Annotated in this window: 20 protein-coding genes, 1 pseudogene and 1 riboswitch; of the genes and pseudogenes, 16 read left to right on the top strand and 5 right to left on the bottom strand. The window is 66.6% G+C overall.

Going from position 1 to position 18,926, the window contains the following annotated elements; all coding sequences use genetic code 11:
• Window positions 1-17: 17 nt before the first annotated feature.
• Window positions 18-1,436: pseudogene (locus tag AABQ55_RS25590) on the top strand (NAD(P)-dependent oxidoreductase); the annotation flags it as partial.
• 69 nt (window positions 1,437-1,505) lie between these two features.
• Window positions 1,506-1,877 carry a hypothetical protein gene (locus AABQ55_RS25585; protein ID WP_272808022.1) on the top strand — a complete coding sequence of 124 codons (372 nt, stop codon included), beginning with the start codon at window positions 1,506-1,508 and terminating at the stop codon, window positions 1,875-1,877.
• A 12-nt stretch (window positions 1,878-1,889) separates the two neighbouring features.
• Here the strand turns inward: AABQ55_RS25585 and AABQ55_RS25580 are convergent, their stop codons facing one another.
• The 4 genes from AABQ55_RS25580 to AABQ55_RS25565 are packed head-to-tail and all read right to left on the bottom strand — an operon-like array spanning window position 1,890 to window position 5,855.
• Window positions 1,890-3,029: a DmpA family aminopeptidase gene (locus AABQ55_RS25580; protein WP_272808023.1), complete on the bottom strand. Its 1,140-nt coding sequence runs from the start codon at window positions 3,027-3,029 to the stop codon at window positions 1,890-1,892.
• Window positions 3,026-3,856, bottom strand: a complete 831-nt coding sequence (locus AABQ55_RS25575) for an ABC transporter permease (protein WP_272808024.1) — start codon at window positions 3,854-3,856, stop codon at window positions 3,026-3,028. Before AABQ55_RS25575 ends, AABQ55_RS25580 begins: the two co-directional genes overlap by 4 nt.
• Before the next feature lie 12 nt (window positions 3,857-3,868).
• The gene (locus tag AABQ55_RS25570; RefSeq protein ID WP_272808025.1) at window positions 3,869-4,771 is read right to left on the bottom strand and encodes an ABC transporter permease; all 903 of its coding nucleotides are present in this window, start codon (window positions 4,769-4,771) and stop codon (window positions 3,869-3,871) included.
• A 1-nt stretch (window position 4,772) separates the two neighbouring features.
• Entirely contained in the window at window positions 4,773-5,855 is a 1,083-nt protein-coding gene (locus AABQ55_RS25565; protein ID WP_272808026.1) for an ABC transporter ATP-binding protein, read from the bottom strand.
• Window positions 5,856-6,019: 164 nt separating this feature from the next.
• On the opposite strand from AABQ55_RS25565, the gene AABQ55_RS25560 reads away from it, so the two are divergent.
• The 7 genes from AABQ55_RS25560 to AABQ55_RS25530 all read left to right on the top strand — a co-directional run bounded on the left by AABQ55_RS25560 (window position 6,020) and on the right by AABQ55_RS25530 (window position 12,542).
• Complete coding sequence (locus AABQ55_RS25560; RefSeq protein WP_443021178.1) at window positions 6,020-7,090, top strand: polyamine ABC transporter substrate-binding protein; 1,071 nt, start codon at window positions 6,020-6,022, stop codon at window positions 7,088-7,090.
• 56 nt (window positions 7,091-7,146) lie between these two features.
• A complete protein-coding gene (locus AABQ55_RS25555) occupies window positions 7,147-8,001 on the top strand; it encodes a MurR/RpiR family transcriptional regulator (protein ID WP_272808027.1) in 855 nt (284 codons plus the stop codon).
• Between the two features lie 26 nt (window positions 8,002-8,027).
• A riboswitch (cobalamin riboswitch) is annotated at window positions 8,028-8,261 on the top strand.
• 157 nt (window positions 8,262-8,418) lie between these two features.
• Window positions 8,419-9,462: an ABC transporter substrate-binding protein gene (locus AABQ55_RS25550; protein WP_272808028.1), complete on the top strand. Its 1,044-nt coding sequence runs from the start codon at window positions 8,419-8,421 to the stop codon at window positions 9,460-9,462.
• Entirely contained in the window at window positions 9,459-10,487 is a 1,029-nt protein-coding gene (locus tag AABQ55_RS25545) for a FecCD family ABC transporter permease (protein WP_272808029.1), read from the top strand. The genes AABQ55_RS25550 and AABQ55_RS25545 overlap by 4 nt, the downstream gene beginning before the upstream one ends.
• Window positions 10,484-11,284 carry an ABC transporter ATP-binding protein gene (locus AABQ55_RS25540; protein ID WP_272808030.1) on the top strand — a complete coding sequence of 267 codons (801 nt, stop codon included), beginning with the start codon at window positions 10,484-10,486 and terminating at the stop codon, window positions 11,282-11,284. Before AABQ55_RS25545 ends, AABQ55_RS25540 begins: the two co-directional genes overlap by 4 nt.
• Window positions 11,281-11,733 carry a pseudoazurin gene (locus AABQ55_RS25535; RefSeq protein WP_398431581.1) on the top strand — a complete coding sequence of 151 codons (453 nt, stop codon included), beginning with the start codon at window positions 11,281-11,283 and terminating at the stop codon, window positions 11,731-11,733. Before AABQ55_RS25540 ends, AABQ55_RS25535 begins: the two co-directional genes overlap by 4 nt.
• Complete coding sequence (locus AABQ55_RS25530; protein WP_272808031.1) at window positions 11,733-12,542, top strand: class I SAM-dependent methyltransferase; 810 nt, start codon at window positions 11,733-11,735, stop codon at window positions 12,540-12,542. Before AABQ55_RS25535 ends, AABQ55_RS25530 begins: the two co-directional genes overlap by 1 nt.
• Here AABQ55_RS25530 and phnF read toward each other — a convergent pair.
• Window positions 12,487-13,242: a phosphonate metabolism transcriptional regulator PhnF gene (phnF, locus tag AABQ55_RS25525; RefSeq protein ID WP_272808032.1), complete on the bottom strand. Its 756-nt coding sequence runs from the start codon at window positions 13,240-13,242 to the stop codon at window positions 12,487-12,489. The two genes, AABQ55_RS25530 and phnF, sit on opposite strands and share 56 nt — an antisense overlap.
• Window positions 13,243-13,361: 119 nt before the next feature.
• On the opposite strand from phnF, the gene phnG reads away from it, so the two are divergent.
• From phnG to AABQ55_RS25490, 7 genes are all read left to right on the top strand, one after another.
• Window positions 13,362-13,832 (top strand): phosphonate C-P lyase system protein PhnG, encoded by a 471-nt coding sequence (gene phnG, locus AABQ55_RS25520; RefSeq protein ID WP_272808033.1) that lies wholly within the window; start codon window positions 13,362-13,364, stop codon window positions 13,830-13,832.
• On the top strand, window positions 13,832-14,440 hold the full coding sequence (phnH, locus tag AABQ55_RS25515) for a phosphonate C-P lyase system protein PhnH (RefSeq protein ID WP_272808034.1): 609 nt from the start codon (window positions 13,832-13,834) through the stop codon (window positions 14,438-14,440). The genes phnG and phnH overlap by 1 nt, the downstream gene beginning before the upstream one ends.
• 4 nt (window positions 14,441-14,444) lie before the next feature.
• A complete protein-coding gene (locus tag AABQ55_RS25510) occupies window positions 14,445-15,545 on the top strand; it encodes a carbon-phosphorus lyase complex subunit PhnI (RefSeq protein WP_272808035.1) in 1,101 nt (366 codons plus the stop codon).
• Entirely contained in the window at window positions 15,542-16,426 is an 885-nt protein-coding gene (locus AABQ55_RS25505) for an alpha-D-ribose 1-methylphosphonate 5-phosphate C-P-lyase PhnJ (RefSeq protein ID WP_272808036.1), read from the top strand. The genes AABQ55_RS25510 and AABQ55_RS25505 overlap by 4 nt, the downstream gene beginning before the upstream one ends.
• A 196-nt stretch (window positions 16,427-16,622) precedes the next feature.
• Complete coding sequence (gene phnK, locus AABQ55_RS25500; protein ID WP_272808037.1) at window positions 16,623-17,399, top strand: phosphonate C-P lyase system protein PhnK; 777 nt, start codon at window positions 16,623-16,625, stop codon at window positions 17,397-17,399.
• A 65-nt stretch (window positions 17,400-17,464) separates the two neighbouring features.
• The gene (phnL, locus tag AABQ55_RS25495) at window positions 17,465-18,172 is read left to right on the top strand and encodes a phosphonate C-P lyase system protein PhnL (RefSeq protein ID WP_244766034.1); all 708 of its coding nucleotides are present in this window, start codon (window positions 17,465-17,467) and stop codon (window positions 18,170-18,172) included.
• A complete protein-coding gene (locus tag AABQ55_RS25490; RefSeq protein ID WP_272808038.1) occupies window positions 18,169-18,783 on the top strand; it encodes a DapH/DapD/GlmU-related protein in 615 nt (204 codons plus the stop codon). Before phnL ends, AABQ55_RS25490 begins: the two co-directional genes overlap by 4 nt.
• Window positions 18,784-18,926 lie beyond the last annotated feature (143 nt).

Genomic DNA, 18,926 nt, shown 5'->3' with positions numbered 1-18,926 from the left:
ACGCGGCTTTGCAGGAAGGGGCGCGGCTGGACGATCCCGAACGTGCCTACCGGGTCCTGATCGCCGATCTCGTCGGCCTGCGGTTCGACGGCGAGGGACGTCCGGATTTCAGCGAGGTCGCGGCGCATGTCGCGCAAAGCGGCGGTGTCTTCCATGACGCGGCCTTCGCGGGCGAGGCGCTGCCGCCGGGCATCCATTTCTTCTACCGGCCCGACCTCAGCACCGAGGCGGATATCCTTGCGCAGACGGATCGCGGGCAATATGACGCGCTCATCGCCGCGGCGACCTTCATTCCGCGGCTGGCGGTCTTTCCGCTCGGCGGCGTGCGCATCGGTGCCGGCACCGGCAATATGGGCTCGCTCTCCTGGGGCGGTGGCAATGGCGAAGGCGGCATCGCGCCGCTCATGAACACGCCCGGCATCAACAGCCGCGCGACGGCGCAGATGGTGATGAAGGCGCTCTTGAAGGTGACCCCGGACCTGCCCGTCGATCTTCTGCACGAGCGCGTGGCGGGCGGTGATTTCGACACCGGCCGCGACCTCAAGTCCTATCCGACCGCAAAGCTGGAGGGACGCCGCATGGCGGTCATCGGCTACGGCAATATCGGCCGCGAGGTGGCCAGGCTCGCCCGCGCCTTCGGCATGCGGGTGGCGATCCATGCGCGCGCGAAACACCGCCAGTGGATCGAGGCGGAAGGGTTCGACTATGCGGCCTCTCCGGCGGAGGCGGCGACGGGATCGGACGTGCTCACCGTCCATGTCGGCCTCGGGCGGCTCGATCCGGTGCGGCGCGCCTACGCCAATGCCGGCATCGTCGATGACGCCGTGCTCTCGGCGATGAACCGCGGCGCCGTCGTCGTCAACTACGACCGGGGCGAGGTGGTGGATGCCGGCGCGCTCGACCGGGCGCTCGCCTCCGGCCAGGTGCGCCACGCCGCCATCGACGCCGACCTCTTCAAGGATGCGTCAAGCGGCACGCTCAGCGGGCCGATGCTGCCCTACCTGACACTCGCTGCCCGGCATCCCGGAAAGCTCGAACTTCTGCCGCACGCCGCGGCCGATACCGACCACCCCTCGCGCGTCGCCGGCGCCTGCCAGGCCGTGGACCAGATTCTCGACGTCATCCGCTATCGTCGCGTCCGCAATCTCAAAGGGGACCTGCCGGAGGGCTATATCGACGCCGGGGCGAAGGTGCCGCGCGGCATCGGCCGCGTGACGGCCGCGACGCTTGCCGCCGCCGTCGCCGATCCGCGGTTCTCCGAGCTGCACGGCGTCTCGCGCGAAATCTTCGATACGCTGGAGGCCATCGTCGAGGCGGTGGACGAGGGCATGACGCACCAGCCGGCGGCCGGCGACGTCACTGCGCTGACCCATCTGCTCCTGCGCCAGCGGCGGCTTCTCGAAGGGCTCGGGCTGGACGGGCCGGCGGAGGCCTGAGGCGGTTCCGGGAACTTTCGCCGCCACCGCCAGTTCCTTCCCTGACACGATCTTCAGGGAGTGACCGCCATGACCCACCAGCAAGACGAACGCGGCGATCCGCTGACCCGCACCCACGAGCCCGCCCGGAAGGACTACGCCGCGCGGGAAACCCGCCAGGGCGGGCTTGGCCGGCCGATGCTGAAAGTGCTCGGCATCAGTCTGGCGCTCGCCTTCCTCGTCTGGGGCGCGGTGGAGATCTGGGGTGAAAGCGCCGATCTGACGGTCGATACGGAACAGACGTCCTCCACTTCCAGCGGCACGCAGACCCCGACCCAGGATACGATCGACAACAGCGTTCCCGGCGGCGGCAAGACCGTTCCGACGGACCGCGATCCCAATCAGGATTCGGGAACGGGCGGCGACAGCCAGCGCGTGACGCCCGACGGCACGGGCAACTGACCGCGCCGAGGATCAGGTGGCCGGCGCATCCGCGTGCCGGCCATATCGCTTCATCACCGCGACCAGTTCGTCATGCCTGATGGCGTCGACGCGCAGACGGTCGTGCGGCGTGCCGCCGCTGTCCTTTGCCGCCAGCATGGCATTGACCACGGCCTCCTCCACGCTTTCCACCGCCGCCAGATAGACCGGATCGAGATGTTCGTCATTGACCATGTCGAGGGCGAGCAAGGCCGGTGTGCGGTGCGCCATCGGCTGCGGATTGGCGGTGGAGAAGGCGAGGAAGATATCGCCGGAATTGTTGCCGCCGGGCGTGCCGTTGCGGCCGATGCCGATGGCGGCGCGGCGGGCGAGGCGCTTCAGCTGGTGCGGGGCCATCGGCAGGTCCGTGGCGATGACGACGATGATCGAGCCGCGCTCCTTGAGCTGGCTTTGCGGCGTGTTGTCCTGGAGATGTTTTCCGACCGGTACGCCGCAGACCGTCAGCCAGTCGCGCTGGCCATGGTTGGCCTGTACCAGCGTGCCGATCGTATAGTCCTTGTCTCCGACCGTGACGACGCGGGACGCGGTGCCGGTGCCGCCCTTGAAGCCATAGGCGATCATGCCCGTGCCGCCCCCGCAATTGCCCTCCGCGACGGGACCGGAGGAAAGGTTTTCCAGAGCTGCCCGGGCATCCGCCTCCGTCACCGGCATGGCGTTGATGTCGCTCAGCACGCCGTCATAGGTCTCGGCGACGACCGGCATCAGCCAGAGGAAATCGCCGACCTCGTAGGTCGAGGCGTAGCGCTCCAGCATCCAGCGGATCGTCGCGTGATGGGTGATGCCGACGCCGTGGGTGTTGGTGATCATCACTGGACCCAGAAACGTGCCGCCGTCCTCGATCCAGTGTGTGCCGGTCATCTCGCCGTTGCCGTTGAAGCGGTGCACGCCGGCATAGACGGGGACGGGCGTTGCGCTCCCGCTATGGGGCAGGATGGCGGTGACGCCGGTGCGCACCGGGAGCTTGCGGCCGGGGCGTGGGGCTTCCTCGACGATGGTGCGGAAGCCGACGGCGACGCCCTCGACATCGGTGATGGCGTTGAACGGGCCGGTGCGGCCGGTGAAGGGCAGGCCGAGGGCGCGGGCGCGGGGTTTTGCGGTATGGGTCATGGTCATTTCTGCCGGGAGCGGAGATAGAGGCCGAGCGAGGCGACGACGAAGGAGAAGGTCAGCATCATCACGGCGATGGCGTTGATCTCCGGCTTGATGCCGCGCCGGAGCATGGCGAAGATGAACATCGGCAGGGTCGTCACGTCGACGCCGGCGATGAAATAGGTGATGACGAGATCGTCCATCGAGATGATGAAGGCGAGCAGCGCGCCGCCGACGATGCCGGGCAGGAGCTGCGGAAACACCACCTTGCGGAAGGTCGTCCATTCATTGGCGCCGAGATCGGCCGAGGCGTGTTCCAGCGTGCGGTCCATGCCGGCGAGCCGGGCGGAGACGACGATGAAGACGTAGGAGATCAGGAAGGTGCACTGGCCGATGATGATCGTCTTCAGGCCGAGGTTGACGCCGGCATTGACGAAGAAGATCAGGAGCGCGATGCCGAGCACGATATCCGGCATCAGCATCGGCATGAACATCACGGTGCGGTAGAAGCGCCGCCCGAAGAAATCGAAGCGGTAGAGGGCGATGGCGATCGCCGTGCCGAGCACGGTGGCGATGGTCGTGGTGGAGGCGGCGATCATCAGGCTGTTCCAGACGGCCTGGACGAGCTGGTCGGTGGATTCGATATAGAGCGCGTTTTCCGAGACCGTCGTCTTGAAGCCGAGGACCTGGGCGTACCATTCGGTGGTGAAACCGGTCCAGGTCATCATGTTGATCGGGTTGGAATTGAACGAATAGACCGCGATCAGCGCCAGCGGGATATAGATGAAGGCGAAGAAGAGGGCGGTGTAGGCGATCAGGCTGCCGCGGGCGAGGGAGGCGAAGATCTTCATCAAAAAACCTCCTCAGCGCCCGGTCGCGGCATCGATGCCGCGGCGGCCGGACACGATGACATAGACGAAGAGCAGGACGAGCATCACGCTCATCACCATCATCGCGAGCGCCGAGCCGAAGGGCCAGTTGCGCGCGGCGAGGAACTGCTGCTCGATGAGATTGCCGAGCATCATCACCTTCGCCCCACCCAGAATGGCCGGCACGACGAAATTGCCGAGCGCCGGGATGAAGACGATCACCGCCCCGCCGGCAATGCCGGGTGCCGTCAGCGGCAGGATGATGCGCAGGAAGGTGCGGATCGGCCCCGCGCCGAGATCGAGCGAGGCGCGCACCAGCGTCCAGTCGAGCTTTTCGACGCTGGCATAGACCGGCATGAACATGAAGGGGATGAAGACATAGACCATGCCGAGCACGATCGCCCCGTCCGTATAGATCAGCTCCAGCGGCCGGGCGACGACGCCGGTGTTCAGCAGGACCGAATTGACGAGGCCGGTCTGGCGCAGGATCAGCACCCAGATGAACAGCCGCACGATGAGGCTGGTGAAGAAGGGTAGGGTGATGAGGAACAGGCAGAAATTCTTCCAGCGCTCGGAAAGCCGGCTGATGCAGAAGGCGGCCGGGTAGCAGACGAGGAGGGTGGCGACCACCGTCAGCGCGGCGATCTTCAGCGAGCGCAGGAAGATGGCGATATAGACCGGATCGAAATCCTCGAACATCGGATCGGCAAAGCCGAGGATGCGGCCGTAATTGTGCGGATACCAGGTCCATTCCACGCCGCCATAGAGGCCGGGGGCGAGAAAACTCGTCACGATCATGATGGCGAGCGGGCCGAGGAAGAAGACGGCGAGGAAAAGCGAGACCGGTCCGAGCAGCAGGCCGAGCTGGGCGCGGCGGCGAAAGGCGATCGACGACATGTCAGGCGGCCTCCGCCGGGATGAGGTGGACCGCCGCGGGATCGTAGGCGAGGCGGGCGCGGCGCGATTGCTCGATCTCGCCGACGAGGCTGCGGCGCGCCGCCGGGATTTCCGCGATGACGCGCCGGCCGGTCGCCGTGCGGCCGAAAAGCTCGAAGGTCGAGCCGACGAAGACGATCTGTTCGAGGTCGACGTCGAGGCTCGGGGCGGTGTCCCCCTGCTGCGCGAGGAAGAATTGTTCGGGGCGGATGAGGGCGGTCGCCGCGCCGCTTGCGCCGGGTTTCGCATGGGCGATGGACAGGCCGTCGCCGGTCACGAGCCGCGCGCCCTCCGCCCGGCCCTCGAAGAGATTGCTCGCGCCGACGAAGGTGGCGACGAAACTGTTCTTCGGCTGGTCGTAGATGGCGCGGGGCGTATCGAGCTGCTGGATGCGGCCGCCCGAAAGCACGGCGACGCGGTCCGACATGGTCAGCGCCTCCTGCTGGTCGTGCGTGACGAAGATGAAGGAGATGCCGAGCTCGTGCTGGAGCGTCTTCAGCTCGATCTGCATGGCCTGGCGCAGGTTCTTGTCGAGGGCGGAGAGCGGTTCGTCGAGCAAAAGCAGCTTCGGGCGGGCGATGATGGCCCGGGCGAGCGCCACGCGCTGCTGCTGGCCGCCGGAAAGCTGGCGCGGCTTGCGGCCCTCCATGCCGTCGAGGCCGACCATGCGCAGCGCTTCGGCGACGCGCCTTGCCCGCTCCGCCCGCGCGATCCCCGCCACTTCCAGCGCATAGCCGGTGTTTTCGCCCACGGTCATGTGCGGGAAGAGGGCGTAGTTCTGGAACACCGTATTGACCGGGCGTCGATAGGGCGGCCGGTCCGTCATGTCCTCGCCATCGATCAGGATGCGGCCGCAATCGAGTTCCACGAAGCCGCTGATCGCCTGGAGCAGGGTGGTCTTGCCGCAGCCGGACGGGCCCAGCAGCGTCAGGAATTCGTTGCGGCGCACGGTAAGGTCGATCGCGTCGAGCGCCATCACCGTCTGTCCTTCGGGCGTGCCGAAGGCTTTCGCCGCCTTTTCCAGGCGGACTATCGAATCTCGCATCGTCGTTCCCCAAAATGTTATTAAAATAACGCTTGTGCGATTTCGATAGTTGGATACCATTTGGCCATCCAAGTCAACGGCCGAAAGAAGCCGGGACGGGAACATCCGGTGCAAAGGAAAGCACCGGGGCCACGACGGGCCAAACCATCAGAGGAGATCATTCGATGACGAAGTCTTATCGCGCCGGCGCATCCGGCCTTGGGGCATGGACGCGCCGCACCGCCTTCTCGCTCGCCGCCCTCGTGGCGACGGCGGGCATGGCAAGCGCCGCCGAACTCAACATCTACAACTGGGGCGAATACATCAATCCGGAGGTTCTGAAGAAGTTCGAGGAGGAGACGAAGATCAAGGTCAACCTCTCGACCTATTCCTCCAACGAGGAAATGCTGGCGAAGATCCAGGGCGGCGCGACGGGCTACGATATCGTCTTTCCCTCCGTGCACATGCACGACATCATGGCCAAGCTCGAGCTTCTGGAAAAGACCGACATCAACACGTTCGAGGGCTTCAAGAACATCGATCCCGCCTTCCTGCGCGCGAAAAGCGACCCGAAGGGCGAATATTGCCTGCCCTATGCCTGGGGCTCGGTCGGCATCTTCTATAACCGCACGATCCTCGGCAAGGACGTCACGGGCTGGAAGGACCTGATCGAGACGGTGAAGGCCAAGGGGCTGAAATTCACCCTGCTCGACGACATGCGCGAGGTGCTGGCGGTCGGCCTCATGCTGAACGGCCACAAGATCAACTCCACCGATCCGGCGGAATTGCAGCAGGCCGCCGAGACGATCATCGCCATGAAGCCCCATGTCGCGGCCTTCACCTATGACACGCGGCCGATGGTGCAATCCGGCGACGTCGCGGCCGGCCACTTCTTCGTCGGCGCGATGGTCGACGTCTTCGGCGACGAGAAGAACCTCGGCTATGTGATCCCCGAGGAGGGCGCGACCATGTACCAGGAGGACGTCTGCGTCTTGAAGACGGCTCCCAACAAGCAGAACGCCATCAAGTTCCTGCAGTTCTACACCCGCCCGGAAATCGCCGCGCTCAACGTCGCGCAGCAGACCAATGGCACGGCCAACGTGCCGGCGCGGGAATTGACCCCGGAAAAGATCAGGAATAGCAAGGAAATCAACCCGCCGGCCGAGACGATGGCGCGTCTCCAGATCTTCGAGGACCTGGGCCCGGCGCTGCGCCAGCTCGACCGCGTCTGGACGCGCATCAAGACGGCGCAGTGAACGCGCGCGATCCCCGCCCGTCTTTCGGCGGGCGGGAGTTTGGAGAAGGGGGCGACGTGTCGAAACGCATTCTGAAGCTCGTTCAGTCCGACGACCTCCGGCGCTCCAAATCCGACAGGCTGATCGCCCACTATATCGAGCGCAACATCGCCGAATTGCCCTTCGAGACGGCGCGCTCCATCGCCCAGCGCCTCCAGGTGTCGCCGATGACCATCGGGCGCTATCTCCGCCGCATGGGCTTCGACGGGCTCGACGAACTGAAGAGCGAACTGCGTCGCGGCGGCTCCAACCCGGCCTGGGAGGTCAAGGGGCCGGTCGCCTCGCTGGAGCAGGACCGCAAGGAGGGAAAGCTTCTTGCCGGCCTCATCCAGCAGCAGATCGACAATCTCGGCCAGATCTACGCCATCACCAGCGCGCCGGAATGGCAGCAGACGATCGACGCGCTGATCGGCGCAACGGAAGTCTATGTCGCCGCCTATCAGAACGTGCGCGGCATCGCCCAGTATTTCGCCAGCCAGCTTTCCTATACGCGCCCGCGCGTGCAGTTCGTCGACGGCCTCAACGGCACCTATGCGGAACTGCTCGACGGCTCCGTCGAGGGACGGCTGCTCTTCCTGCATGACGTGCGCCGCTTTGCCGCCAAGGCGCGGCCGCTCGCGTTGGAGGCGCGGCGGGCCGGCGTGAAGATCGTTCTGCTTACCGACGAGTTCTGCCCCTGGGGGCCGGAGGTCTCCGACATCTGCCTCATCGTGCCCGGTTCGCACGGGCCGCTCTGGGACGGCGCGGCCACCATGACCGCCGTCATGGACCTCATGCTCAGCAACATCATCGTCCTGAAGGGCGACGAGGTGAGCGAGCGCGTCGACACGCTCACCCGCCTCCAGGATGTCTTCGGGGATTTCGAGAGCTGAGCGCCTTGACGCTGCCGAGCACGGCGGACTAAGGATGGGGAGACGGTTCCCCGAAGGATGACTCCCAGGGGATTAATAGGGAACACGGTGCGGACGACCCAACAGGGACCCATTCCGTGGCTGCCCCCGCAACTGTAGGCGGATTGCCGCCTGTCCTTAGGACGCGTCTTCGCGTCATGCCACTGCGGTTCTCCCGCGGGAAGGCAGACAGGCAGCAGATATCCGTGAGCCAGGAGACCTGCCGTCGTCGAGCCAATTTCCAAGTCACGGGCGGGGATGCCCGGAACAGGAGACCCTATGACGACCCTGGCTGCCGGCGACGGCGGAATCCCATTCGTTTTCTCCCGACCGCAATCGACCCGCCTTTGTCGGCGCGTCGGCTGAGCCCGCACGCTTTCACTCATCCGGGAGACATCCATGACCACTCTGCCTGCGGCCGCACGCGCCGCAACCTTCATTTCCGTGCTGGCCGGCGCCGCTGTGCTCGTCCTGTCCTCGGGCGCCGTGCAGGCGGCCGCGACGCAATATCCGCTGACGCTGGAAAACTGCGGCCGCAGCGTCACGTTCGAAAAGGCGCCGGAGCGCGCCGTCTCGCTCGGCCAGAGCACAACGGAGATCCTTTACCTGCTCGGCGTCGGCGAGCGCATGGTCGGCACGGCCGTCTGGATCGGACCGGTTCTGGCCGGTTACGAGGATGTCAACGCCAAGGTCGAGCGCCTTGCCGACAACGACCCGAGCTTCGAGAGCGTCGTTGCCAAGAAACCGGACCTCGTCACGGCGCAGTTCCAGTGGCATGTCGGCCCGGAGGGCATCGTCGCGACGCCGGAACAGTTCGGGGAGCTGAACATCCCGGTCTATACCTCGCCTGCCGATTGCGTCGGCAAGGACAATTCCGGCGGCGGCGACGGCGTGCGCAAGACCGTCTTCACCATGGACCTGATCTATAAGGAAATCAGCGAGCTGGCGCAGATTTTCGATGTTCAGGATCAAGGTGAGAAGGTCATCGCCGACCTCAAGGCCCGCGAGGCGGCGGCGCGCCAGAAGATCGCCTCGGCGGACGGCAAGCTCTCCGCCGTCTTCTGGTTCTCCAGTGCCGAACTCGACATCGACCCCTATGTCGCCGGCCGCAACGGCGCGCCGGGCTATATCCTGTCGGCGCTCGGCATCCGGAATGTCATCGAGAGCGACGAGGAATGGCCGACGGTCGGCTGGGAAACCATCGCCAAGGCCGATCCGACGATCATCGTCGCCGGCAAGATGGAGCGCCGCCGCTTCCCGGCCGACGATGTCGCCGTCAAGCACCAGTTCCTGAAATCGGATCCGGTCGCCAGTCTCATGCCGGCCGTCAAGAACGGCCATGTCGTCGACATGGACGCCCAGGCGATGAACCCGACGATCCGCACGATCGAAGGCATCGAGGTGCTCGCCGACGCCGTCGAGAAGGCTGGCCTCGCAAAGTGACGGCCGATCGCCCCATCCTGCTTCGTGCGGGCGCCGCCTTCGCGGCGCTCGTGCTGCTCGTTGCCGCGCTCGGGGTGGGCGCGGCGGTGGGCGAGACGGCCATTCCGCTCAATATCGTGGCGAAGACCCTGGCGAACCGCCTGTGGCAGGCGGGCTATGCGCTTGAGCCGATCGACGAGGGCATCATCTGGAACTACCGGCTGAGCCGCGCGATCGTCGCCGCCTGCTGCGGCTCGGCCTTGGCGCTTTCCGGCGTCATCCTGCAATCGCTGCTGCGCAATGCGCTGGCCGATCCCTACATCCTCGGCATTTCCGCCGGCGCTTCGACAGGGGCGGTGAGCATCGCGATCCTCGGCTTCGGCGCCGGTCTCCTGACGCTGCCGATCGGGGCCTTCATCGGCGCGCTCATCGCCTTCGGCTTCGTCAGCGCGCTCGCCGTGCGCGCCGGCCGCGGCACGGGCGCGATCATCCTGGCGGGCGTCGCGGGGTCGCAGCTCTTCAACGCGCTCACCTCCTTCATCGTCACCAAGGCGGCCAATGCCGAGCAGGCGCGCGCCATCATGTTCTGGCTGCTCGGCAACCTTTCCGGCGTGCGCTGGCCGGATGTCGGGCTGGCCGTGCCGGTCGCGCTTTTCGGCCTTCTCGTCTGCCTCTGGCATGCCCGCGCGCTCGATGCCTTCACGTTCGGCACGGAATCGGCGGCCTCGCTCGGCATTCCGGTGCGCCGCGTTTATGTCGTGCTGATCGCCGTTTCCGCCGTCATGACCGCCAGCATGGTCAGCATGGTCGGCTCGATCGGCTTCGTCGGCCTCGTCATTCCCCATGTCGCGCGCATGCTCGTCGGCGTCCGGCACGGGCTGCTGCTGCCCGCATCGGCGCTGATCGGCGCCATCTTCATGATCGCCGCGGACGTGCTGTCGCGCATCATCATCCCCGGCCAGGTGCTGCCCATCGGCGTCATCACCGCCCTGTTCGGCGCGCCGGCCTTCGCGCTCATCCTCAGCCAGAGGAGATCGGCCCTGTGACGCTCTCGGCAAAAGGCCTTTCCTGGTCGGCCGGCGGCACGACCATCCTGTCGGATGTCTCGCTCGACGTGCACCCCGGCGAGTTCCTGGGCATCATCGGCCCGAATGGCTCCGGCAAGACCAGCCTGATGGCGCTGATGGCCGGTATCCGCAGGCCGCAGGCCGGCGCGGTGACGCTCGACGGCAAACCGCTTTCCGCCCATGGCCGGCAGGCGATCGCCCGGCGCATCGCCTTCGTCGAGCAGCAGGCCGAGACCACCGAGCGCATCACCGCGCGCCAGGCCGTCGAACTCGGCCGCACGCCCCATCTCGGCGCGCTGACGCCCTGGTCGCGGGCGGATGACGCCATCGTCGACCGGGCGCTGGAGGAGGTCGACATGGCGCACTTTTCCCGCCGGCTCTGGCACACGCTCTCCGGCGGCGAGCGCCAGCGGCTGCATATCGCCCGCGCGCTCGCCCAGCAGGCGCCGATCCTCCTTCTCGACGAGCCGACCAACCACCTCGACATCGGCCACCAGATCAGCCTGCTCCAACTGGTGCGCGAGCAGGACCTGACCGTCGTCGCCGCGCTGCACGATCTCAACCACGCCGCCATGTTCTGCGATCGCATCGCCGTCATGCAGGGCGGCCGCATCGTCGCGCTCGGCACGCCCGCCAAGGTGCTGGAGCCGCAGCGCCTCGCCGACGTCTTCGGTGTCACCGTCGATGTCGAGCGCGACAGCGCCGGCGGCTGCTTCATCCGCTATCGCCGGCCGGAGCCGCGGCCGGCCAAACTCAAGCTCGTTGCAGAGGCATGATGAAAACCCGTTTCCTCCTCGCTGCGGCCTTCGCCGCTTTCCTCCACGCCGCTCCCGCCGCCGCCGAAACGTTTCGCGTCGAGATGCGCAATCGCGGCGAACGGGGTTCGATGGTCTTCGAGCCGGATTTTCTGGCGATCAAGCCGGGCGACAGCGTCAAGTTCATCGCCACCCACAAGAGCCACAATGCCGCGAGTATCGAGGGCATGGTTCCCGAGGGCTATGCGGGCTTCAAGGGCAAGATCAACGAGGAGATCGAGGTGACCTTCGACCAGCCGGGTTACTACGGCATCAAATGCTCGCCGCATTTCGGCATGGGCATGGTCATGCTGGTCAAGGTCGGTGAAGCGGAGCTGACGGAGGCGATCCGCAAGGTCGAGGTGCCGGCCCGCGCCCGACCGCGCTTCGACGATATCTTTGCCCGCATCGATGCCGGCGAGGGGCGGTGATGCACGGCCCGCGCGCCAACAGCCACCTCAAGGAGGACATTCGCGACTACTGGTCGCGCCGCTCCGAAACCTTCGACCTCGCCTTCGGCCATCGCATTCCCGACGGGCCGGAATTCGATGCCTGGGCGGCGGCGATCCGCGAAAACCTCGGTCCTGAACCGCGCCGCGTGCTGGAGCTTGCCTGCGGCACGGGGGAGGTGACGCGTCTCCTCCTCTCCCTCGGCCATGAGGTGACGGCGCTCGATTTCTCCGAGGCGATGCTGGCGGTGGCGCGGAAGAAACATGCCGGGGCGAGGGGGCTTCGCTTCCTGCTCGCCGATGCGGAAAATCCGATGGAGCCGGACGAGAGCTACGACGCGATCGTCTGCCGCCATCTCGTCTGGACGCTGACGACGCCGGCCGAGGCCTTTGCGGAATGGCACCGCATGCTGAAGCCCGGCGGCACGCTTCTGTTCTTCGACGGCGACTGGGCCGCGCCGACCCGGCTCGGCCGGCTGGCGAGCCGGGCCATCGCCGTCATCGACAGGGTCGTCGGCACCGATCCCCACTATGACGGGGCGATGAGCGCGCGCCATGCCGACATCATGGAGCGGCTGCCCTTCGGCGAGGGGCTGACCGTCGAACGCGTGCTGCCGATGCTGGCGGCGGCAGGATTCCGCGACATGACGATCGGCTCGCATGCGCCGATCGCGAAGGCCCAGCGCCGCACGGCGGACCTGCGCAACAGGCTGCGGACGCTGCTTTACCGCCGTTTCATCCTTTGCTGCCGGAAGCAGCCGCGTCCGGTTCCGGCTCCACCGTCAGCTTGACCCGGTCGGCGGCAAAGCGCGTGCGCGAGAACTGGATCGGAACGCCGTCGAGGTCGGTGTTGACCGCCGTCGCCACGAGGATGATCGCCCCCGGCGAGAGCTTCAGGTGGCGGATGTCGTCGCCTTCGGCATGGACGGCGGATATCTCGGTCGACCGGCGCACATAGTCGGACACGCCGAGCTCCTGGAAGGAAGCGGTGATGGAACGCGTCCTGTCGTAGGCCGCGTCGATCCCGGTAAAGCGATCGGCCGGGAAATAGTGCGTCCCGCAGGAGACCGGGCGCCTGTCGGCGCTGTTCACCGTTTCGAGCCGCACGCAGGGGACGCCGGGTGCAAGGCCGAGCGCCGCGGCGACGGCGGCGGGCGCGGCCTCCGTTGCAGCCGCGAGCAGCCGGCCTTCCAGATCGCGCGTCTGGTTGCCGAGGCCCTGCGAGAAGCGGGTGCGTCGGGAAATCGGGAAGCGCAGCCGGTCGCGCCGTTCGATGCGCGTGCCGATGCCCTGGATCGGCCGGACGATGCCCTCTTCCGCAAGCGCCGCCATGGCGCTGCGCACCGTGTGCCGGTTCACGCCGAAGCGGGCGGCCAGCGCCATTTCCGGCGGCATCATGCCGGTCTCGTCGAAGTCGCCATTGTTGATCGCCAGGCGCATGCGATCCGCGATCTGCCGCCAGAGCGCCACGCCCGATTGCCGTTCCACCATTTCCGCCCCCGCGAAACCCCTTGTCACATCACACTGTCACACCCTTGTCATTCCCGCCGATTAAGACGAAACTCAAGATGTTCGGTTGTCTATATTAATAGACATTTGGAGAAGAGGCAATGGCATCCATTCAGAAATCTGCCGAGACCGCCGAGGCGGGTGAACGACAGACGGCGATGGGCCTGCTCGCGAAGGCGAGCCGGGCCGAATTGCAGGCCGCATTCGACGCGCTCGACGACAAGCCGGCCGCCCAGCCCGTGCGCGGCCCGGAAACGGGGCTCGTCATGGTGCGCGGACGCATCGGCGGCGGTGGCGCGCCGTTCAATCTCGGCGAGGCGACGGTGACCCGCGCGAGCATCCGCCTCGACGACGGCACGGTCGGCCACGGCCAGGCGCTCGGCACGGATGGCGCGAAGGCGCGGCTCGCGGCGATCTTCGATGCGCTCTTCCAGCAGCCGGCCCGCAGGGCCGAGGTGGCGGCGCTGCTTGACGCCGTCGCCGCGCGCATCGCCGGCGAGGATGCGGAAAAGGCACGCCAGACGGCCGCCACGCGCGTCGATTTCTTCACCATGGTTCGCGGAGAGGACTGATGACATTGGATACGCTCGCCTTTGCCGGCGGTTTCAAGGAGCCGGTGTTCGAGGCGCAGGCCGCCTTCCGCACGCTGATGGACTGCATGGCCCGGCCGGGCACGATCGGCCGCATCGATGCGGCCGTCGTGCCGCCCGGGCCGCTGAATGCGACGGCCGGCGCCATCGCGCTGACGCTCTGCGACCACGATACCGCCGTCTGGCTCACCCCGGCGCTTTCCCGTTCGGCGCTGCCGGGCTGGCTCGCCTTCAATGCCGGCGCGCCGGTGACCGAAGAGCGGCAGAACGCACGCTTCGCCTTCGTGGAAAAGGACGCCATGCTGCCCAATCCCAGCCTCTTCGCCCAGGGCACGCAGGAATATCCGGATCGTTCGACGACGCTCGTGGTCGAGATCGCTTCCTTCGAGGGCGGACGGCCGCTCGTGCTGAAGGGGCCGGGCATCCGCACCGAGGCGGAGATCGCGCCGGTGGGCCTTCCCGACATGTTCCCGCATTTCTGGTCGGAGAACCGGCAGAATTTTCCGCGCGGCGTCGACCTGATCCTGGTCGCGGGCGAAGAGCTCCTCTGCCTGCCGCGCACCACCGCGCTTGGCGTGAAGGAGGCGTGAGACCATGTACGTTGCCGTCAAGGGTGGCGAGGCCGCCATCTCCAACGCCCACCGCCTTCTCGCCGATCGCCGTCGCGGCGATCGCTCGCTGCCGGCCATCGGCATCGAGCAGATCGTCGCCCAACTCGGCCTTGCCGTCGACCGCGTGATGGCGGAAGCATCGCTCTATGACCGGGCGCTCGCGGCGCTTGCCGTCCGCCAGGCCCGTGGCGACATGATCGAGGCGATCTTCATCCTGCGCGCCTATCGCACCACGCTGCCGCGCTTCGGCTATTCGAAACCCGTGGAGACCGGCGATATGATCGTCGAGCGCCGCGTCTCGGCCACCTACAAGGATTTGCCGGGCGGCCAGCTCCTCGGGCCGACCTTCGACTATACGCACCGCCTGCTCGATCCCTCGCTTTTGACGGACGAGGCCGTGGAGGCGCCGCTGGAGCGCGAGGAGGCTGGCGAGCCGGTCATGCGCGTCTCCGACATCCTGGCCGGTGAAGGCCTCGTCGAGGATGACGGCAGCCTGCCTGACGGCCACATCGCCGGCGACCTGACGCGCGAGCCGCTGGAATTCCCGATGGCGCGGGACCTGCGCCTGCAGGCGCTCGCCCGCGGCGACGAGGGTTTTCTGCTGGCGCTCGGCTATTCCACCCAGCGCGGTTATGCCCGCACCCATCCCTTCGTCGGCGAGGTGCGCATCGGCGCGGTCGAGGTGGAGCTGGACATGCCGGAACTCGGCTTTGCCGTCTCGCTCGGCCGCATCCAGGTGACGGAGTGCCAGATGATCGCCCAGTTCAAGGGTTCGGCGAAGAACCCGCCGCAGTTCACCCGCGGCTACGGCCTCGTCTTCGGCCAGAGCGAGCGCAAGGCCATGGCCATGTCGCTGGTCGATAGGGCGCTGCGGGCGGAGGAATTCGGCGAGGATATCGTCGCCCCGGCACAGGACGAGGAATTCGTCATCTCCCATTCCGACAACGTGCAGGCGACCGGCTTCGTCGAGCACCTGAAGCTGCCGCATTACGTGGATTTCCAGGCCGAACTCGATCTCGTGCGCCGCATGCGGCGCGAATACGAGGCCGCGCAGAACAACGATCTTCCGGAGGCCGCAGAATGAGCACCGCAGACCTCGCAACCTACAATTTCGCCTATCTCGACGAACAGACGAAACGCATGATCCGCCGGGCGATCCTGAAGGCGATCGCCATTCCCGGCTACCAGGTGCCCTTCGCCTCGCGCGAAATGCCGATGCCCTATGGCTGGGGCACCGGCGGCGTGCAGGTGACGGCGGCGATCCTCGGGCCGAAGGATGTGCTGAAGGTCATCGACCAGGGGGCGGACGACACCACCAACGCCGTCTCCATCCGCGCCTTCTTCCAGAAGGTCGCCAATGTGGCGGTGACGACGAAGACGCGGGAGGCGACGATCATCCAGACGCGCCACCGCATTCCCGAGGAGAGGCTGACGGCCGGACAGACGCTGGTCTACCAGGTGCCGATCCCCGAACCGCTGCGCTTCCTCGAGCCGCGCGAGACCGAGACGCGCAAGATGCACGCGCTGGAAGAATATGGCCTGATGCATGTCAAGCTCTACGAGGACATCGCCCGAAACGGCCATATCGCGACGACCTATGCCTATCCGGTGAAGGTGGAGGGCCGCTACGTGATGGACCCGTCGCCGACGCCGAAATTCGACAATCCGAAGATGCACATGTCGGAGGCGCTCCAGCTTTTCGGCGCGGGCCGCGAGAAGCGCATCTATGCCGTGCCGCCCCATACCGAGGTCGTCAGCCTCGATTTCGAGGACCATCCCTTCGAGATCCAGACCTTCGACAAGCCCTGTGCGCTATGCGGCGCGGAAGGGGTCTATCTCGACGAGGTGGTGCTCGACGACAGGGGCGGACGGATGTTCGTCTGCTCGGACACCGACCATTGCGAGGAACGGTGCTCCGCCGGCCATCGCGGCCACTTGGCCTATGACAAGGAGGCTGCGGAATGAGTAGCGCTCACCCCCCTCTGTCCTGCCGGACATCTCCCCCTCAAGGGGGGAGATCGGCAAGCGGCGGTAACCTTGCTCAAATTGCTGCGTCCAAGATGGGCGAAGCCTTGCTCCATCCAATCTCCCCCCTCGAGGGGGAGATGTCCGGCAGGCCAGAGGGGGGTGCCAAGGCCCCCAGCACCACGGAGGCCACCCGATGACCGACACCCCCCTTCTAAAAGTCCGCGACATTTCGAAATTCTACGGCGCCCGCATCGGCTGCCAAAATGTCTCCTTCGATCTCTGGCCGGGCGAGGTGCTGGCGATCGTCGGCGAATCCGGCTCGGGCAAGACGACGCTGCTCAACTGCCTCGCCACCCGCCTGATGCCGACCTCCGGCTCCGTCGAATACCGCATGCGCGACGGCGGGATGCGCGACCTCTCCCGCATGAGCGAGGCCGAGCGCCGCTTCCTGATGCGCACGGACTGGGGCTTCGTGCACCAGAACCCGGCGGACGGGCTGCGCATGGCCGTCTCGGCCGGTGCCAATGTCGGCGAGCGGCTGATGGCCGTCGGCGAGCGCCACTATGGCAACATCCGCGAGACGGCGGGCAACTGGCTCGGCCGCGTCGAGATCAGCGTCGACCGCATCGACGACCAGCCGCGCGCCTTTTCCGGCGGCATGCGCCAGCGTCTGCAGATCGCCCGCAACCTCGTCACCGCACCGCGCCTCGTCTTCATGGACGAGCCGACGGGCGGCCTCGACGTCTCGGTGCAGGCGCGCCTGCTCGATCTCCTGCGCGGTCTCGTGCAGGACCTCGGTCTCTCGGCGATCATCGTCACGCACGACCTTGCCGTCGCGCGCCTGCTCTCGCACCGCATGATGGTGATGAAGGACGGCGTCGTCATCGAGCAAGGGCTGACTGACCGCGTGCTCGACGATCCGCGCGAAGCCTATACCCAGCTCCTCGTCTCCTCGATCCTGCAGGTCTGAGAGCATGGCCCCGGAAAGTGGCCTCCGGTTTTCGGACAGGACCATGCGTCGAAAGGAAAAATGACATGCCGACCCCTCTCGTTGTCTCCGAAGTGGCCAAGAGCTTCACCATGCATCTTCGCGACGGCATCCGCCTGCCGGTGGTCTCGAACGTCGCCTTCTCGGTGAAGGCCGGCGAATGCGTCGTGCTGGGCGGCCCGTCCGGCATCGGCAAGAGTTCGCTGTTGAAGATGGTCTATGGCAACTATGCCGTCGACAGCGGCCAGATCCTCGTCGACCACGAGGGCAGGCTGGTCGACCTCGCCACGGCCGATCCGCGCACGATCCTTGCCGTCCGGCGTGCGACGCTCGGCTATGTCAGCCAGTTCCTGCGCACCGTGCCGCGCGTCGCGGCCGTCGATGTCGTCGCCGAGCCGCTCACGGCCCGCGGCGTCGCGGCGGCCGAGGCGAAGGCGACGGCGGAAGCGATGCTCGCGCGGCTCAACCTGCCACGCGAGCTCTGGCAACTGCCGCCCGCCACCTTCTCCGGCGGCGAGCAGCAGCGCGTCAACATCGCCCGCGGCTTCATCACCGATCACCGCATCCTGCTGCTCGACGAGCCGACCGCCTCGCTCGATGCGACGAACCGCGCCGTGGTCGTCGAGATGATCGCGGAGAAGAAGGCCGCCGGCGTGGCCCTTCTCGGCATCTTCCACGACGAGGACGTGCGCGAAAAGGTCGCCGACCGCATCGTCGACGTCTCCGCCTTCTCGCCGCGAAAGTCCGCGGCATGACGAGGCTGTCCGAAACGCCGCTGGTCCATCCCACGGCGAACGTCGCCGGCAGCACGCTCGGCCGTTATACCGAGATCGCCGAGCGTTGCCGCATCAGCGAGGCCGAGATCGGCGACTATTCCTATATCATGGAGGATGGCTCGGTCTGGTGCGCGACGATCGGCAAGTTTGCCAACATCGCCGCCTCGGTGCGCATCAACGCGACGAACCATCCGGTGTGGCGGGCGACGCTGCACCATTTCACCTACCGGGCCAACGACTATTGGCCCGATGCGGACCACGAGGGCGATTTCTTCGAATGGCGGCGCGCGCATCGCGTGACCATCGGCCATGACGTTTGGATCGGCCATGGATCGACCATCCTGCCGGGTGTCACGATCGGCAACGGCGCCGTCATCGGCTCGGGCGCGGTCGTCACGAAGGACGTCGAACCCTACATGATCGTCGGCGGGGTCGCGGCGAAACCGATCCGCGAACGTTTCTCCCGAAGTATCGCGGAACGCATGGAAAAACTCGTCTGGTGGGACTGGGATCATGCCCGGCTGCGCACCGCCCTCGACGACTTTCGCAAACTTGACGCAGAAGCCTTTCTCGCCCGTCACGGCGGGTGAGGAGACCCTTCCGATGCCGGAAATCCAGGCCTGTGGACTGTTATCTTTCCGACATGAAACTGACATTGCCCCTTCATCAACAGCGTTTAGAGCCAGTCCCGGAAACGACGAGACCCGGCCCTTGGCCCGGCCTCGATCCGACA

The sequence above is a fragment of the Shinella sp. WSD5-1 genome (assembly GCF_963942435.1).
In the GTDB taxonomy this organism is placed as follows: Bacteria; Pseudomonadota; Alphaproteobacteria; order Rhizobiales; family Rhizobiaceae; genus Shinella; species Shinella yambaruensis.
This window is presented reverse-complemented; position numbering and strand designations above follow the sequence as displayed.

Bases quoted from the DNA above. Each gene is read 5' to 3' on its own strand.
- AABQ55_RS25585 (WP_272808022.1), top strand. From the start codon at position 1,506: ATGACCCACCAGCAAGACGAACGCGGCGATCCGCTGACCCGCACCCAC.
- AABQ55_RS25580 (WP_272808023.1), bottom strand. From the start codon at position 3,029: ATGACCATGACCCATACCGCAAAACCCCGCGCCCGCGCCCTCGGCCTG.
- AABQ55_RS25575 (WP_272808024.1), bottom strand. From the start codon at position 3,856: ATGAAGATCTTCGCCTCCCTCGCCCGCGGCAGCCTGATCGCCTACACC.
- AABQ55_RS25570 (WP_272808025.1), bottom strand. From the start codon at position 4,771: ATGTCGTCGATCGCCTTTCGCCGCCGCGCCCAGCTCGGCCTGCTGCTC.
- AABQ55_RS25565 (WP_272808026.1), bottom strand. From the start codon at position 5,855: ATGCGAGATTCGATAGTCCGCCTGGAAAAGGCGGCGAAAGCCTTCGGC.
- AABQ55_RS25560 (WP_443021178.1), top strand. From the start codon at position 6,020: ATGACGAAGTCTTATCGCGCCGGCGCATCCGGCCTTGGGGCATGGACG.
- AABQ55_RS25550 (WP_272808028.1), top strand. From the start codon at position 8,419: ATGACCACTCTGCCTGCGGCCGCACGCGCCGCAACCTTCATTTCCGTG.
- AABQ55_RS25535 (WP_398431581.1), top strand. From the start codon at position 11,281: ATGATGAAAACCCGTTTCCTCCTCGCTGCGGCCTTCGCCGCTTTCCTC.
- AABQ55_RS25530 (WP_272808031.1), top strand. From the start codon at position 11,733: ATGCACGGCCCGCGCGCCAACAGCCACCTCAAGGAGGACATTCGCGAC.
- phnF (WP_272808032.1), bottom strand. From the start codon at position 13,242: ATGGTGGAACGGCAATCGGGCGTGGCGCTCTGGCGGCAGATCGCGGAT.
- phnG (WP_272808033.1), top strand. From the start codon at position 13,362: ATGGCATCCATTCAGAAATCTGCCGAGACCGCCGAGGCGGGTGAACGA.
- phnH (WP_272808034.1), top strand. From the start codon at position 13,832: ATGACATTGGATACGCTCGCCTTTGCCGGCGGTTTCAAGGAGCCGGTG.
- AABQ55_RS25510 (WP_272808035.1), top strand. From the start codon at position 14,445: ATGTACGTTGCCGTCAAGGGTGGCGAGGCCGCCATCTCCAACGCCCAC.
- AABQ55_RS25505 (WP_272808036.1), top strand. From the start codon at position 15,542: ATGAGCACCGCAGACCTCGCAACCTACAATTTCGCCTATCTCGACGAA.
- phnK (WP_272808037.1), top strand. From the start codon at position 16,623: ATGACCGACACCCCCCTTCTAAAAGTCCGCGACATTTCGAAATTCTAC.
- phnL (WP_244766034.1), top strand. From the start codon at position 17,465: ATGCCGACCCCTCTCGTTGTCTCCGAAGTGGCCAAGAGCTTCACCATG.
- AABQ55_RS25490 (WP_272808038.1), top strand. From the start codon at position 18,169: ATGACGAGGCTGTCCGAAACGCCGCTGGTCCATCCCACGGCGAACGTC.